The organism is Cetobacterium somerae (assembly GCF_022430525.1).
GTDB lineage: Bacteria > Fusobacteriota > Fusobacteriia > Fusobacteriales > Fusobacteriaceae > Cetobacterium_A.
This window is the reverse complement of record NZ_CP092519.1, coordinates 1,557,357-1,572,797: the sequence shown is the minus strand read 5'-3', so window position 1 is coordinate 1,572,797 and position 15,441 is coordinate 1,557,357. Positions and strand designations below refer to the sequence as shown.

Below are 15,441 nucleotides of genomic sequence, written 5' to 3'. Positions count from 1 at the left end.
GTATGATATAATATATAGAAGAGAAAAAAATAGTGAGGTAGATAAAATGATAATTTGTCCAGTTTGTAATAAAAAAATGACAAGAATAGAAAGAAAATATATATGTGAGGGAAATCATAACTTTGATATTTCAAAATATGGTCATGTAAATTTATTATTATCTAATCAGAAAAATAGTAAAATTCCTGGTGACAATAAAGAAATGGTACTAAGTAGAAAAAATTATTTGGAGAAAGGTTATTACAAAGGAATATCTGATGGTGTTAATCAAATTGTTGAAAATTATTTAGATAATAAAAAAGAGTTAAATATACTAGATATAGGTTGTGGAGAGGGATATTATACAAATAGATTAAAAGAAAAGTTAGATGCACTAAACATAAATAGTAATATTGTAGGAATAGATATTTCAAAAGAGGCTGTTATTTCAGCAGCAAAGTCATATAAAAATATAGAGTGGATTGTAGCAAGTGCAAGTTCTTTACCAATCGAGGATGAATCATTAGATTTTATAATCTGTATGTTTGCTAAAATAATACCAGAAGAAAATATTAGAACTTTAAAAAAGGGTGGAAAATTAATAGTTGTTTCAACTGGTGAAAATCATCTATTACAATTAAAAGAGGTAGTTTACGAATCTGTAAGAAAAGAGTTCTACTCTCCAGTAGAGGATTTAAAAATATTTAAGCATTTACAAACTGTAAATTTAAAGTATGAAACAGAGATTTTAGAAAAAGAAAGTATAGAAAATTTATTTAATATGACACCTTATAGATGGAGAAGTCCCCAAAAAGGTGTTGAAAAATTATTCGCATTAGACAAATTAAAAACTACAGTTGAAGTAAATATAGATATTTTTGAAAAAAAATAAAACTTTTATAAAAAACTTTACGTCAAAAGTACATAATTAGAAGATTAGTAATGATTTTTTAATTATAATAAAACTTTATACTTACAAAAGTATTATTTAATCCCCCCCTGTAGACGACCTTCTATCCCCCCCCGGAAGGTCGTTTCATTTTTTTGTACTTCTGATAAATATTTAGAAGTATTTTTTTTTATAAGTTTATATTGTATAATATATTAGGTCAATTTTTGGGGGAGATAAAGTTGAGACAAATTGATAGAATTATTTTAATAAATGTAATAACAACAGCCATCGTATCAGGTATATTTAATGTTTTTACAGGCATACATGTGAAAAACTTGGGTTTTGGAGAAGGAATTGTAGGACAAGTTCTTTCGATAGGAAGTCTTTCAATAGCATTAGGATCAATGATAAATGCTTATTTAAGTTCAAGAATAGGTTTTAAAAAAACTATTTCATTGGGATTAATTTTAATGAGTATAGGAATTTTAGGCGTTAGCTTTTTAACAACTCCTTTTTTTATAAAATTATTTTCTGCTTTAATGGGAATAGGTTATGGATTTCCTTTCTCTTCTATAGGAGTGCTTTTAATTGAAAACTCTTCAGAAAAAGATAGAGTGAAGGTTTTTAGTAAAAATTTTGTAAGTCAAAGTTTAGGAACTGTTTTTGCTAGCTATGGAGCGGGAAGACTAATTAAAGCTTTTGGAAAAATTTTTGCAGTAGAAAAATCAATTCCATTGGTTTATTTATTTTGTGCTTTTTTAATTTTATTTAGTTTTTATCCCCTAAATGGATTGAAAGATAGAGAAATAATTAAGAACAAAAATAACAAAGATTTTTTTAAGGGTTTTAAAGAAGTTATGAGTGGTCAAGCTTTAAGTTTTATTGTTTATAACACAATCATAGGTTTTGGAGCAGGATTAGTAATTCCATTTTTTAGTGTATATTTAAAGTTTTCTTTGAATATTGATAATGAAAAAGTTGGTATTATTATGGGGTTGTCTCAGTTAGGGTTAGTTATAGGTGGACTACTAGTTCCATATATATCTAAGGTTTTAGGAAGAGAAAATACTGTTGTAATATGTCAATTGTTATCAATTCCATTTTTAATATCAATTGCTTTTCCTCAAAGTATTTTTATATTAGGAGTTTCATTTCTTTTGAGATCAACTTTAATGAACTTAAATCAACCACTTATTCAAAATATATCTTTAGAAACCGTAAACTATGAAAATAGAGCTTTGATGAGTAGCATAGTTTCGATGTCATCGAATGTAACAAGAGCCATAAGTATGATTATTGCAGGGTATTTAATGGAAAATATATCATATAATTTTCCATATTATATAACAGTAATTTTATATCTAATTGGAACTGTTGTTTTTTATAAAAATTTTAAAATGGAAAAACCATTAAAAGGAGGAGCGGATGAATAAAAATTTTGTTCATTTACATTTACATACAGAGTACAGTCTCCTAGATGGGGTTGGTAAAATAGAGGAGTATTTAGATAGAGCTAAGAGTTTAAATATGAAAGCTATGGCTATTACAGATCATGGAAATATGTATGGAGCTATAGAGTTTTATAAATGTGCTATTAAAAAAGGGATTAAACCAATTATTGGTATTGAGGCATATATATCAGAATTTGAAATGGAAAAAAAAGATGGAAGAAATTTTCATCTAATACTTTTAGCTAAGAACTTAACAGGGTATAAAAACCTTTTAAAAATATCTTCAATAGGATTTTTAAAAGGGTTTTATTATAGACCTCGTGTTGATAAAGAGTTTTTAAAGAAGCATAGTGAGGGTATTATAGCTTTATCAGCATGCATGCAGGGAGAAGTTTCAAGAGCAATTCTTGAGAATGAAAAAGAAGAAGTCATTGATAAGAAAATAGAAAATTATATAGAAATTTTTGGCAAAGAAAATTTTTATTTGGAAGTTCAAGGAAACGGAGTAGATGGCCAAAAAGAATTAAATAAAGAATTACAAAAATATTCTAAGAAACATAAAATAAGTTGTGTAGCAACAAATGATACGCATTATGTATATGAAGGTGATCATGTATTACAAGACTTGGTAATTTGTATCCAAACTGGAGCTAAAGTTTCAGATACAAATAGGATGAAAATAGAGACTAAAGAACTATTCTTGAAAAGTAGAATGGAAGTTATAAATTCTTTAGGAGATGACTTTATTGAAGCTATTGATATGACAGAAAAGATAGCTGATAGATGCAATTTAAATTTAGAATTTGGTGAGTTAAAGTTTCCAAAATATGAAATTCCAAATTGTGTAAAAAGTTCAGGAGAATTTTTAAGAAAAATAGTATATAAAGGATTAGCTCAAAGATACCCAAGTGGATTGAATGAAGAGCTTTTAAAAAGAATAGAATATGAATTAGATGTTATTTTAAAAATGGGATATGAGGAATATTTTATAGTTGTATGGGATTTTATTGCATATGCAAAAGGAAAAAATATACCAATTGGCCCAGGAAGAGGATCAGCTGCTGGAAGTTTAGTGGCTTATGCCTTAAAGATAACAGATTTAGACCCTTTAAAATATAATCTAATTTTTGAAAGATTTTTAAATCCAGAAAGAATTTCTATGCCAGATATAGATATAGATATTTGTCAAGAAAGAAGAGAAGAAGTAATTGAATATGTTACTAAAAAATATGGAGAAGATAAAGTAGCACAAATAATTACATTTGGTAGAATGAAAGCTAGAGCTGCTTTAAGAGACGTAGGAAGAGTATTAGATGTTAATTTAGTTAAAGTAGATAAAATAGCAAAATTAATACCTGCATTTTCAACACTAGAAGAAGCATTGAAAGAGAACTCAGAATTAAGAGAATTATATACAGAGGATAATGAAATTAGAAATCTAGTAAATCTGTCTCAAAGATTAGAAAATAAAGTGAGACATGCATCTATTCATGCTGCTGGAGTTGTGATAACTAAAGATCCATTAATGGAAGTAGTTCCCTTATATAGTGACAATAAGGATCATAAAATTTCGACACAGTATCAAATGAAAGAATTAGAGGAGCTAGGTCTACTTAAAATGGATTTTCTAGGACTTAGAAATTTAACTAATATTCAGAGGACTATTGAGTATATTAAGGAGAGCAAAGGAAAAAATATAAAGTTAGAAGAAATTTCATTAAATGAAACTTCAGTATATGAAATGCTTTCATCAGGAGATAGTTTAGGAGTATTTCAACTAGAATCAATAGGTATAAGAAAAATATTGGTTCAATTAAAACCTAATAGATTTGAGGATATAATAGCATTACTAGCTCTTTATCGTCCGGGACCATTAGGATCTGGAATGGTTGAAAGTTTTATAAATTGTAAAAATGGATTAGAGGAGATAAAATATCCTCATCCAAGTTTAGAAAAGGTATTAAAAGAAACATATGGAGTTATTTTATATCAAGAACAAGTAATGAAAATAGCTAATATAATGGCTAGTTATTCTTTGGGAGAAGCTGATCTTTTAAGAAGAGCGATGGGAAAAAAACAAGCTTCTATAATGGATGAAAATAGGGAGAAATTTGTAAAAAGATCTGTAGATAATGGATATTCTAAAGAAAAGGCAGAGGAGATATTTGATTTAATAGATAAATTTGCAGGATATGGATTCAATAAATCCCATTCAGCAGCGTATGCATTAATAGCTTATTGGACTGCATACTTTAAATATTTCTATCCAGAAGAATATTATGCATCTATAATGACATCTGAAAAAAGCAATGTCGAAAATGTTGCATTTTATATAGAGGATGCAAAAGCACATAAATTAGAGTTGAAATTATCTGATGTTAATAATCCAGTTTCGAAATTTACTGTAGAGAATGGTGGGATTAGATTTTCTCTAGCAGCTATAAAAAATGTAGGAGAAAGTTTAGCTCAAAAAATTAAAATAGAATTTGAAAAAAATGGTAATTATTTAAGATATGAGGATTTTATATATAGATTAAGAGGACAAGGACTTAATAAAAAAAATATAGAAGCACTGGTTTATTCTGGAGCTTTAGATTCTCTTCCTGGAAATCGTAAGCAAAAAATCGAATCGATTGAAAAAGTTATTGATTATGCAAATAAGAAAATAAAAGAAGATGATATTCAGCAAATGAATCTTTTCGGAGGAGCAAAATCAGAAATGGTAAGTTTTGTTTTACCTGATGTAACGGACTTTACTCCAGATGAAAAATTAGAAAAAGAGAAAGAATTTTTAGGGTTCTACTACAGCGCACATCCTCTAGATAAGTATAATTGGTTAGTAAAAACATATAAAATGAATAAAATTTCAGAAATAAAATTAGAAAATCCACTGCATATAATTAAAACTTATGGTATACTAAGGGATGTGAAAAAAATATTAACAAAAAAGACAAAGGAACCTATGTGTACCTTTATTCTTGAAGATTATTATGATCAAATTTCTGGAATTATTTTTCCAAGAGAGTATAAAGATTATTTAAATATAGAACTTGAAGGTAAGGCTGTAGTAATAGACGGAAGTATTCAAATTGATTATTTTAATGGAAACGAAAATAAAAAATTAGTTGTAAAAAGTATGAAGTCTTTAAATTCAATAGAGTTTAATAAAAAAAATAGAATATATATATTAATTAATGAAAAATCTAAAGATAAGTATAATCGACTAAAGGAGATTCTTTTAGAGAGTAAAGGAGAAGTTCCATTAAGTTTTGCTATAGATATTAATGGGAATAAAGAGATAAAAAACTCAAAACTAACGATTGAAATAACTCCTAAATTGATAAAAAAAATAGAGGAATTATTGGGAGAAAAAAGTGTAGTTATAAGATAAAATTACACTTGTAATGTAATCTTGAATGATTTTTTAAATTATGTTAAAATAAGTGATAAAAACTGATGGAGGAACTTATGAAAAAAGAAGAGTTTCAAATTGAAGATTTAATTAATGTTTTAAGTGAATGTGGATTAACTGAAATTAGTTATGAGGAAAATGAAAATTTAAAAATAAAAATAAAAAAATCTCCACAGCCAAAAGTTGTAATGCCTAAAGAAACTCCACAACCTATGAAAGAGATAGGTAAAAAAGAGGAGAATATAAAAACTGTAGTCTCTACAGGAATAGGAAAATATTTCTATAAAGATGCTGTTAAGATAGGTGATAAAATTAAAGTAGGACAAGATCTTGGTTATATTTATGTAATGGGATTAAAAACACCTTTAAAATCTACAGTAGGAGGAGAAGTAATGGAGATAACTGTAGAAGATGGAGGCGTAGTTGACTACGGTAAAGTGTTATTAAAAGTAAAGGCCACAGCAAGATAATTGGGAGGATTTTATGTTTAAAAAGATATTGATTGCTAATAGAGGTGAAATCGCTGTTAGAATAATAAGAGCAGCAAGAGAGTTAGGAATAAAAACAGTTGCTGTTTATTCAGAAGCAGATAAAGATAGTTTGCACGTTAGATTAGCAGATGAAGCAGTTTGTATAGGGGGACCTTTAAGTACAGAGTCATATTTAAAAATACCTAATATATTAGCGGCAGCAGAGATAACAGGAGCAAATGCAATACATCCTGGATATGGATTTTTATCTGAAAATGCCAGATTTGCAAGAATATGCCAAACTCATAACATAACATTTATTGGACCAAGTCCAGAAGCTATTGAAAGCATGGGTGATAAAGCTACAGCTAGAAAAACTGCAATAGAAAATGATGTACCATTAACAAATGGAACAGGAATTATAAGAAGTATAGAGGAAGCTAGAAAAGAAGTAGAAGAAAGAATAGGATATCCAGTAATGATAAAAGCTACTGCAGGTGGTGGAGGAAAAGGTATGAGATTAGCTAGAACTCCAGAAGAGTTAGAAAGCAAAATCATCGCTGCTCAAACAGAAGCAGAGTCTGCATTTGGAAATCCAGATGTTTATATAGAGAAGTTTGTTGAAAACCCAAGACACGTTGAAATTCAAATTATGGGAGATAAACATGGAAATGTTATTCACTTGGGAGAAAGAGATTGTTCTATTCAAAGAAGACATCAAAAGTTAATAGAGGAAGCACCATCGTATAAATTGCCATCAAAAGTTAGAAAAGCAATGGGTGAGGCTGCTGTAAAATTAGCAAAATCAATTAATTATGATTCAGCAGGTACTTTAGAATTTTTAGTTGATAAAGATGATAACTTCTATTTTATGGAAATGAATACAAGAGTTCAAGTTGAGCATACAGTAACTGAGATGGTAACGGGAATAGATATTATTAAATTACAAATCAAAGTTGCAGAAGGAGAGAGAATAAACATATCTCAAGAAGATGTTGTATTATTTGGGCATGCGATTGAATGTAGAATAAATGCTGAAGATACAACAGCAGGATTTTTACCATCACCAGGAAAATTAGAAACTTATATTGTTCCTGGAGGACCTGGAGTTAGAGTAGATTCACACTCATATCAAGGATATGAAATTTCTCCATATTATGATTCTATGATTGGAAAGCTTATTGTCCATGGAATCACTAGAGAAGAAGCTATAGAAAAGATGAAAAGAGCATTAAATGAATTTATTATAGAGGGAATTGATACAACAATTCCATTCCATTTAGAGGTGCTAGATAATAAGGTATACAGAGCAGGAAAAGTTACAACGAAGTTTATTGAAGAAAATTTTGAAAAAAATTAAATAATAGCTAGGAAAAACTTTAAATAAATGTAATAATATATGTATAATATCTACGGAGGTGTTTTTATGAACGAGTTAGGAAATATAAAAATAGCAGATGATGTTGTAAAGACGATATCAGCAAAGGCAGCACAAGATGTTTCTGGAGTTTATAAATTAGCAGGTGGAGTAGCAGATGAAGTTAGTAAAATGCTAGGGAAAAAGAGACTTACAAATGGGGTTAAAGTAGAAGTTGGAGAAAAAGAGTGCAGTGTAGAGATATATATTATAGTTGAGTATGGATATCAGATCTCTGAGGTTGCTCAAAATGTTCAAAAAAATGTTTTAACAGCAGTGAGTACAATGACTGGATTAAAAGTTGTAGAAGTGAATGTATTTGTACAGGATGTAAAAATTTTAACAGATGAGTATGAAGAAAAGCATGAGGATATAGAGATTGTATAATTAAAATATGAGAGAGGCGTTTTATTACGCCTCTAATCTTTCTTTACAGGGGTGAGTTTATTGATAAAAAAGTTAATATTTTTCTTTGCATGGATAGGAATATTTACTATAGCTGTAACAGGAATAGGGTATATAACAATGCCACAATATTTTTCAACAATAGACACAAGCTCACTTATATTTAAAGTTGTTATTTTTAATATATGCTTAATATATATGTGTATATCAATATTAAAATTATTATCTAATTTTTCCAAAGAAAAAGATTATGTTATAAAAAATGAACATGGATCAGTTCATATTTCAACAGATACAGTAAAAAATTTAATAAGAGAGATTTTGTCAAAAGATAGCGATATAAAAGGTTTAAAAATAGAGTGTGGAAATAGAGGAAGCAAATATTTTGTTAAATTAAATTTAGATATGATATCAAATAATAATCTATCATCAAAAACAGTAGATATACAAAATTTGATAAAAACTAATTTAGAACAAAAGTTAGATTTAAAAGTTGATTATATAGAGGTAAAAATTTCTAGATTATCACCTAGAAGAGACTCAATTGAATAGGAGGAGCAGATATGATGTTGGAAAAGATTATTGAAAATTTTATTCTTAATTTTAAGAAATATCTATATGCCATCTTAGGGTTAGTGATAGGAGTTCTTTTAGTTGAGTATGGGATGCTAAAAACTATTTTTATATTATTTTTGGCATTTATTGGATTTAAATTAGGAGATAGAGATTTTCAAGACAAGTTAAAAAAACAAATATTAAATAGATTAAAGGATTAGAAAGGAAACAATAATGAGTAGAAGAGTAGCAAGAGAAGAGTTATTTAAAATAGTTTTTGAATCGGAGTTAACTGAAGTAAAGATAGATGAAACTTTAGCAAGTTATATGTTAAGAGATGAAACTAATTTAAATACAAATGAAAAAGAGTTTATTGAAAAATACTCTAATGGAATGGCTTTAAATGATGAGAAAATTACAGAAACATTAAAAAATAATATTACTGGTTGGAGCTTAGAAAGAATAGGAAATGTTGAAAAAGCACTTTTAAAAATAGCGACATATGAGGTTTTATTTGAGGATGTTCCAGCTGAGATAGTTGTTAACGAAGTTGTAGAATTAGCAAAAAAATATGGTGATGAGAAATCACATGAGTTTATCAACGGTGTTTTAGCAAAAGTAGTAGTTGAAAAAAATAGATAATAACTTTAAAAAGGAGAAGCAGTTCTAAAAAATTGCTTCTCCTTTTTTATTATTAATTAATTTTTTCTAAAATTAATGGCTTCTAGCAAGTGATGCTTTTCAATATTAGAAGAGTCTCCTAAATCTGCAATTGTTCTAGCAACTTTTAAAATTTTATGATACGTTCTCATGGATAAATTTAAATTTCTAATAGCTGTTCTAATTATTTGTTCACATTCATTATTTAAAGAACAATATTTTTCAACTTCGTTATTATCCATGTCACGATTAAGTTTATTATTATCAAAGCGCATATTTTGGAGTTCTCTAGCTTTCATAACTCGATCTCTGATAATTTGAGAAGTATCACCTCGATCTTCATCTAAAATCTCTTTATCATTGAGCCTGTAAATTTCAACATATAAATCAATTCTATCAATGATAGGACCTGAAAGTTTTTTTGTATACCTTCTAATGTCATAAGGTGTACATGTACACAACTCTTCATCAAATCCATTTCCACAAAAACATGGATTACACGCAGCAATAAAGATTAATTTGGCAGGAAATTCCATTTTTCCTAAGCTTCGTGTTATAGATATCCTTTTTTCTTCTAAAGGTTCTCTTAAACTTTCAATAACGACTCTATCAAACTCTGTAAATTCATCTAAAAATAATACACCATTATTAGCTAAACTTATTTCACCTGGTTTAGGTGTTCTACCACCTCCAATTATAGAGGATGTTGTAGATGTATGATGAGGATCTCTAAATGGTCGGTTAATGATAATAGGAACTCTTTCGCTGAGTTCACCGGCAATACTATAAATTTTAGTAGTTTCAATAATTTCACTCTCTGACATAGGTGGTAATATGCCGGTTAATCTTTTAGCTAACATAGATTTACCACTTCCAGGAGCTCCAATCATTATTATATTATGCCCTCCAGCAGCAGCAATTTCAAGTGCTCTTTTAGCTCTTATTTGCCCTTTAACGTCCCACATATCTAAAGTAGATTCAAAAGATTTGGCTAAATTAATAATTCTTTTGCTACGAATAATACTTTCTTCAATAAATTTAACAACATCTCTTAAATTTTTTACAGCAATTATATCTATATCTTTAATAATAGATGCTTCCTCTAAATTTTCTTCAGGAATAATAACACCTTTAAATCCTTTACTTTTAGCTAATAAAACACCGCTTATAATACCATCGGATCTTCTGACTTCTCCTGTTAGAGAAAGCTCTCCCATTAATAGATAATCCTTTAAGATACCTTTGTAGTCTGATAAAAATTTCATTCCAACCATTATTCCAATTGCAATAGGCAAATCAAAATGAGAACCTCTTTTTTTTATGTTAGCTGGAGTTAAGTTTACGACAATCCTTCTTGGTTCAAGTAAATACCCCATATTTTTTATTCCTGATCTTATACGATCTCTACTCTCGGATATAGTAGTATCTCCTAAGCCAACTATATTGAAAATAGGAAGACCATTAGTTACATCAACTTCGACTTCAACTAAAAATGGTTCAATTCCTAAATAACTTGAGCTTAACACTCGAACTAACATAAAAACCTCCTTATTTATAGATTAAAATAAATTAAATTTTGATAAATATTAGAGTGAGTATTTTATATGACTACTGATATTTTATAATTTTCTTTTTTTTTTAAAATAAATAAAAAAAGTTTGACATATCCACAAAAAAGGTGTATATTATTCTTGTGAACAGAATTGTAATAATTACAAAAAAGTAATTATTATAATTTTAAAAAATATAAAAAAAAATAAAATATAGACAGAAAATAATCGAGGAGGATTTAAAATGGCAAAAGTAAAATGTACAGTATGTGGAGAAGTATTTGAAGAGGCTTTAGGAGCTTGCCCTTTATGTAAGGTAGGATTAGATAAATGTGTTGCTTATGATGAAACTGCAGGAAGAGTTTGGGCAACTGAGCACAAAGTAGGAGAAGGATTAGCTTGCGGAGATGAAGAGATCATCGAAGGATTAAGAGCAAACTTCAACGGAGAGTGTATGGAAGTTGGAATGTACTTAGCAATGGCTAGAGTAGCAGATAGAGAAGGATATCCAGAAGTAGCAGAAGCTTATACAAGAATAGCTTTTGAAGAAGCTGGTCACGCTGCAAGATTTGCAGAGTTATTAGGAGAAGTTGTAACTGATTCTACAGAAGAGAACTTAAAGAGAAGAGTAGAAGCTGAGTACGGAGCAACTTCAGGAAAATTCGATATTGCTAAGAGAGCTAAACAATTAGGATTCGATGCAATTCATGATACAGTTCATGAAATGGCTAAAGATGAAGCTAGACATGGAAGAGCTTTCTTAGGATTATTAGAGAGACATTTCCAAAAATAATAGTAAAAAGTTAGAGTGCTTAATATATTTAAGCACTCTTTTTCGTTATGTTGAAGTTTTGATTAGATTGTGATACTATTAAAGTATTATAAAAGGATAAAAGGTGAGATGCTTGGGGAAAATAATTTATGTAACTGGTGGAGCAAGAAGTGGGAAAAGTTCATTTGCTGAAAAAAAAGTTTTTCAATTGAATAAGGAGAAGATTTATGTGGCTACAGCGATATCCTTTGATGAAGAGATGAAGGAAAGAGTAAGACTACACAAAATTCAAAGAGGAGAAAATTGGATAACAATAGAGGCATATAAAAATCTTTATAAAATTTTAGAAGAATATAAAGAGTTAAATGGAGTTGTATTACTAGATTGTTTAACAAATTTAGTCACAAATATTATGATTATGGATAGAGATATTAACTGGGATAAAATAACTCAAGATATTGTTAAAGAGATTGAAGAAGAGATTGAAAATGAAGTTCAAAAATTAATAGATTTTATAAAAAATAGTTCATTAGATATGGTTGTAGTTTCTAATGAAGTTGGAATGGGATTAGTTCCTCCGTATGCTTTAGGAAGATATTTTAGAGATATAGGCGGTAGAATAAATCAATTGGTTGCAAAAGAATGCCATGAAGCGTATTTAATAGTTTCTGGATTAGAGTTAAAATTAAAATAGAGTTTGGAGGAGAAAATGAAAGGTTTAGCTTTACTTTTTAAATTTATGACAAGATTACCATTTCCAGGAGGAAAAACTTTTGATTCGAAAGCTTTAGGAAAAGGAATGAAATGGTTTCCAATAGTAGGATTAGTGATAGGTATTATAAACTTAGCTGTGGCAATGGTTTTAGAAACATTTATTCCATCGCCTATTTTAATGGCAATAATCTTAGTTACCCTTGATGTTATAGTAACTGGTGGATTGCATTTAGATGGTCTAGCGGATACTTTTGATGGAATATTTAGCTATAGAAGTAAACAAAAAATGTTAGAGATTATGAAAGACTCTAGAGTTGGAACAAATGGTGTTTTAGTTTTAATACTTTATTTTATATTTAAAGTTGCTTTCTTAGTAGAAACATCGGAATTGTTTGGAATAAATCAAGGTGTAATAATGCTTATTGTACCTATATTAGCTAGAATAAATAGTGTAGTTAACTGTGCTTTTGAGCCTTATGCAAGAGCCACTGGAATGGGTAAAACTTTTGTTGATAACACTGATAAGATGGGATTATTAATATCTTATGTCACTGTTACAGCTATATTATATGGAATAGCTCAGTATTTTATGTTACCTTTTATAAGTTTATTTATTGTTTTAAATATACTAATTGTTTGTGGGTTTTTATTTGGGAAGTTAATGACAAAAAAAATAGGTGGTATAACTGGAGATACTTTAGGAGCATTGTTAGAGTTATCTTCAGTACTTTCATTAGTTTTAATGTATGTAACTTTATAGGTGAGATTGATGGGGAAAATTGTTTTAGTTAGGCATGGTGAATCAAAATTAAATATTGAAGGGGTTTACTATGGAATTTTAGATCCAGAATTAACAGAAAAAGGAAAAGAGCAGGCAGAAAAAACTAGGGAAATTTTAAAAAATATAAATTATGAAAAGATATATGCAAGCGATTTAAGAAGAGCAATAGACACAGCGCAAATTGTAAATTATAAAAAATTAGAAATCTTAATTGATCAAGAATTACGTGAACTAAATTTTGGAATATTTGAAGGACATACTTATAAAGAACTTTTGGACAAATATCCAGAGGAGTTAAAAAAGAGTCAAAGTAATTGGGAAAATTATAATTATATAACTGGTGAAAGTGTTTTAGAGCTTCAAAAAAGAGCTATTAATTTTATAGAAAAGAAAGTTGATTTAGATGGAACAACAGTATTAGTTACTCACTGGGGAGTAATTAATACTATTTTAAGTCATTACTTTTCTAATGGATTAGAATCTTATTGGAAGTTTAGTGTAGAAAATGGTGGTATAGTTATAATTGAATTTTCTGAAGGATATCCCATATTAAAGGGATTAAATATAGGGGGCTAAAATTGGACAGAATAAAAAAGATTCAAAATGATATAATTGGTATTAATACAGAAGCTATAAAAGAGTGTAAAAAAATATTAGATTCTAAAATGAAACCTGAGAAAAGTTTAGGTGTTTTAGAAGATTTAGCAATGAAAGTAGCGGGAATAACAGGCCAACCCTTAAATGAACTAAAAGCTGGATGCCATTTTATAGCATCGTCTGATAATGGAGTTATAGAAGAAGGAGTATCATCTTGTCCAATAGAATATACAAGAATAGTTTCAGAAGCAATGCTAAGCTCTTTTGCAGCTATTGGAATTTTATGTAAAAGTTTAGGAATACCTCTAAATTTGATAGATATTGGAATAAAAGGAGATATTCCAAGAAACTATGAAAACTTATACGTAAAAAAAATAGCTTATGGAACTAAAAATTTTAGTAAAGAACCTGCTATGAGTTTAGATGAGGTAATAAAAGCAATCTTAGTTGGAGTAGAAATAATAAAAGAAAAAAAAGAGTATGATTTTTTCTCTAATGGAGAGATGGGAATAGCTAATACAACAACAAGTTCAGCGATATTATACGCTTTAACAAAAGAGGATATAGAAAAAGTTGTAGGTTGTGGTGCAGGACTTTCAGATGAGGGATTAAGACGAAAAAAAGATGTGATAAAAGATGCCTGTGTGAAATATGATTTATTTAATAAGGAGCCGATAGAAGTTTTAAGATGCGTTGGTGGACTTGATATAGCATGTATGGTTGGACTTTACTTAGGTGCAGCATTAGAGAGAAAGCCTATGCTAATAGATGGTTTTATATCAGCAGTAGCAGCATTAGTTGCAACTAGAATAGAACCGAAGGTAAAAGATTACCTAATAGGAACTCATATGAGTGAAGAACCAGGAATGAAAGTCGTTATGACAGCACTAGATTTAAAAACATTTTTACATATGGAGATGCGTTTAGGAGAAGGAACTGGAGCAGTTTTGGCGTATCCTATTTTGAAAGCAGCAGTAGAAATTCCTAAAATAATGAAAACAAAAGATGAGGTTTATGAAATATTTCAATAAAGTAATAAGGGGTGATTATTTTGGAAAAAAACCAAATGCAAGGACACCGAAAGAGATTACGAGAGAAGTATTTAAAAGTTGGATATAAGGGTTTAGAGGATTATGAAATTTTAGAGCTACTGTTAACTTATTCAATAAAATTAAAAGATTGTAAAGGTATTGCAAAGAATTTATTGTCAAAGTTTAAAAGCATAGATAAAGTAATAAATGCTGAGTTAAATGATTTGAAGGAAGTCGAAGGTATTGGTTTAGAAACGGCTTTATATTTAAAAGTAATTGGTGAAACTATGTCTAATCATTATTTTAAGAATGTAAAAAATGCAGATTTAACAACTTTAAAGGGGAAAAATGATTTAGTAAATTATTTGAAAGATGATGTTGGTACTTTGAAAAGTGAAGAATTTAAAGTAATTTACCTAAGTAGTGATAATAAAATTGTTTGTGATGAGATTTTGTTTAAGGGAACAATTGATAGAAGTGTAGTTTATCCTAGAAAAATAATGGAGAGAGCAATTGATAATAGAGCTAAAGGAATAATATTTGCTCACAATCATCCAAGTGGAAATTTAACACCCTCGAAGAAAGATATTGAATTAACATTAGAAATGCAAGAGTTACTAGAAAAGGTAGATATAAAGTTATTAGATCATATTATTGTTAGTGATGAATCTTATTTTAGTTTTTATGAAAATGGACTAATTGAATATTATTAAAAAGTTTAGCCCTCTTATATTGATTAAGAGGGTCTTTTAGTA

The 15,441-nt window shown here is 28.7% G+C and carries 16 protein-coding genes; 15 read left to right on the top strand and 1 reads right to left on the bottom strand.

The window, feature by feature from the left end:
* The first annotated feature begins 46 nt into the window (after positions 1–46).
* The 9 genes from MKD34_RS07220 (at position 47) to nusB (ending at position 9,223) form a co-directional block, all read left to right on the top strand.
* A complete protein-coding gene (locus tag MKD34_RS07220; protein WP_240218879.1) occupies positions 47–871 on the top strand; it encodes a methyltransferase domain-containing protein in 825 nt (274 codons plus the stop codon).
* 239 nt (positions 872–1,110) lie between these two features.
* Complete coding sequence (locus MKD34_RS07215; RefSeq protein WP_240218878.1) at positions 1,111–2,304, top strand: MFS transporter; 1,194 nt, start codon at positions 1,111–1,113, stop codon at positions 2,302–2,304.
* On the top strand, positions 2,297–5,713 hold the full coding sequence (locus MKD34_RS07210; RefSeq protein ID WP_240218877.1) for a DNA polymerase III subunit alpha: 3,417 nt from the start codon (positions 2,297–2,299) through the stop codon (positions 5,711–5,713). The genes MKD34_RS07215 and MKD34_RS07210 overlap by 8 nt, the downstream gene beginning before the upstream one ends.
* A gap of 77 nt (positions 5,714–5,790) precedes the next feature.
* Positions 5,791–6,204, top strand: coding sequence for an acetyl-CoA carboxylase biotin carboxyl carrier protein (locus MKD34_RS07205; protein WP_240218876.1), 414 nt, complete (start codon positions 5,791–5,793; stop codon positions 6,202–6,204).
* Positions 6,205–6,217: 13 nt separating this feature from the next.
* The gene (accC, locus tag MKD34_RS07200) at positions 6,218–7,564 is read left to right on the top strand and encodes an acetyl-CoA carboxylase biotin carboxylase subunit (protein WP_023051553.1); all 1,347 of its coding nucleotides are present in this window, start codon (positions 6,218–6,220) and stop codon (positions 7,562–7,564) included.
* A 66-nt stretch (positions 7,565–7,630) separates the two neighbouring features.
* Complete coding sequence (locus MKD34_RS07195) at positions 7,631–8,008, top strand: Asp23/Gls24 family envelope stress response protein (protein WP_040405960.1); 378 nt, start codon at positions 7,631–7,633, stop codon at positions 8,006–8,008.
* Positions 8,009–8,068: 60 nt separating this feature from the next.
* Positions 8,069–8,578, top strand: coding sequence for an alkaline shock response membrane anchor protein AmaP (gene amaP / locus MKD34_RS07190; protein WP_040405962.1), 510 nt, complete (start codon positions 8,069–8,071; stop codon positions 8,576–8,578).
* Positions 8,579–8,589: 11 nt separating this feature from the next.
* Entirely contained in the window at positions 8,590–8,802 is a 213-nt protein-coding gene (locus MKD34_RS07185; protein ID WP_240218875.1) for a DUF2273 domain-containing protein, read from the top strand.
* A gap of 13 nt (positions 8,803–8,815) precedes the next feature.
* On the top strand, positions 8,816–9,223 hold the full coding sequence (gene nusB / locus MKD34_RS07180) for a transcription antitermination factor NusB (protein ID WP_023051557.1): 408 nt from the start codon (positions 8,816–8,818) through the stop codon (positions 9,221–9,223).
* 56 nt (positions 9,224–9,279) lie between these two features.
* Here the strand turns inward: nusB and MKD34_RS07175 are convergent, their stop codons facing one another.
* The gene (locus tag MKD34_RS07175) at positions 9,280–10,779 is read right to left on the bottom strand and encodes a YifB family Mg chelatase-like AAA ATPase (RefSeq protein WP_240218874.1); all 1,500 of its coding nucleotides are present in this window, start codon (positions 10,777–10,779) and stop codon (positions 9,280–9,282) included.
* Positions 10,780–11,035: 256 nt separating this feature from the next.
* On the opposite strand from MKD34_RS07175, the gene MKD34_RS07170 reads away from it, so the two are divergent.
* The 6 genes from MKD34_RS07170 (at position 11,036) to radC (ending at position 15,399) form a co-directional block, all read left to right on the top strand.
* Positions 11,036–11,584, top strand: coding sequence for a ferritin-like domain-containing protein (locus MKD34_RS07170; protein ID WP_023051559.1), 549 nt, complete (start codon positions 11,036–11,038; stop codon positions 11,582–11,584).
* 112 nt (positions 11,585–11,696) lie between these two features.
* Positions 11,697–12,257, top strand: a complete 561-nt coding sequence (gene cobU, locus MKD34_RS07165) for a bifunctional adenosylcobinamide kinase/adenosylcobinamide-phosphate guanylyltransferase (RefSeq protein ID WP_023051560.1) — start codon at positions 11,697–11,699, stop codon at positions 12,255–12,257.
* Between the two features lie 15 nt (positions 12,258–12,272).
* Entirely contained in the window at positions 12,273–13,037 is a 765-nt protein-coding gene (gene cobS / locus MKD34_RS07160) for an adenosylcobinamide-GDP ribazoletransferase (protein ID WP_240218873.1), read from the top strand.
* Between the two features lie 9 nt (positions 13,038–13,046).
* Positions 13,047–13,634 carry a histidine phosphatase family protein gene (locus MKD34_RS07155; protein ID WP_240218872.1) on the top strand — a complete coding sequence of 196 codons (588 nt, stop codon included), beginning with the start codon at positions 13,047–13,049 and terminating at the stop codon, positions 13,632–13,634.
* A gap of 2 nt (positions 13,635–13,636) precedes the next feature.
* Complete coding sequence (gene cobT / locus MKD34_RS07150; protein WP_240218871.1) at positions 13,637–14,686, top strand: nicotinate-nucleotide--dimethylbenzimidazole phosphoribosyltransferase; 1,050 nt, start codon at positions 13,637–13,639, stop codon at positions 14,684–14,686.
* 20 nt (positions 14,687–14,706) lie between these two features.
* Positions 14,707–15,399: a RadC family protein gene (gene radC, locus MKD34_RS07145; protein ID WP_407933853.1), complete on the top strand. Its 693-nt coding sequence runs from the start codon at positions 14,707–14,709 to the stop codon at positions 15,397–15,399.
* Positions 15,400–15,441: the final 42 nt, after the last annotated feature.

Bases quoted from the DNA above. Each gene is read 5' to 3' on its own strand.
- MKD34_RS07175 (WP_240218874.1), bottom strand. From the start codon at position 10,779: ATGTTAGTTCGAGTGTTAAGCTCAAGTTATTTAGGAATTGAACCATTT.
- MKD34_RS07220 (WP_240218879.1), top strand. From the start codon at position 47: ATGATAATTTGTCCAGTTTGTAATAAAAAAATGACAAGAATAGAAAGA.
- cobS (WP_240218873.1), top strand. From the start codon at position 12,273: ATGAAAGGTTTAGCTTTACTTTTTAAATTTATGACAAGATTACCATTT.
- MKD34_RS07170 (WP_023051559.1), top strand. From the start codon at position 11,036: ATGGCAAAAGTAAAATGTACAGTATGTGGAGAAGTATTTGAAGAGGCT.
- accC (WP_023051553.1), top strand. From the start codon at position 6,218: ATGTTTAAAAAGATATTGATTGCTAATAGAGGTGAAATCGCTGTTAGA.
- MKD34_RS07205 (WP_240218876.1), top strand. From the start codon at position 5,791: ATGAAAAAAGAAGAGTTTCAAATTGAAGATTTAATTAATGTTTTAAGT.
- MKD34_RS07185 (WP_240218875.1), top strand. From the start codon at position 8,590: ATGATGTTGGAAAAGATTATTGAAAATTTTATTCTTAATTTTAAGAAA.
- MKD34_RS07210 (WP_240218877.1), top strand. From the start codon at position 2,297: ATGAATAAAAATTTTGTTCATTTACATTTACATACAGAGTACAGTCTC.
- nusB (WP_023051557.1), top strand. From the start codon at position 8,816: ATGAGTAGAAGAGTAGCAAGAGAAGAGTTATTTAAAATAGTTTTTGAA.
- MKD34_RS07155 (WP_240218872.1), top strand. From the start codon at position 13,047: ATGGGGAAAATTGTTTTAGTTAGGCATGGTGAATCAAAATTAAATATT.
- MKD34_RS07195 (WP_040405960.1), top strand. From the start codon at position 7,631: ATGAACGAGTTAGGAAATATAAAAATAGCAGATGATGTTGTAAAGACG.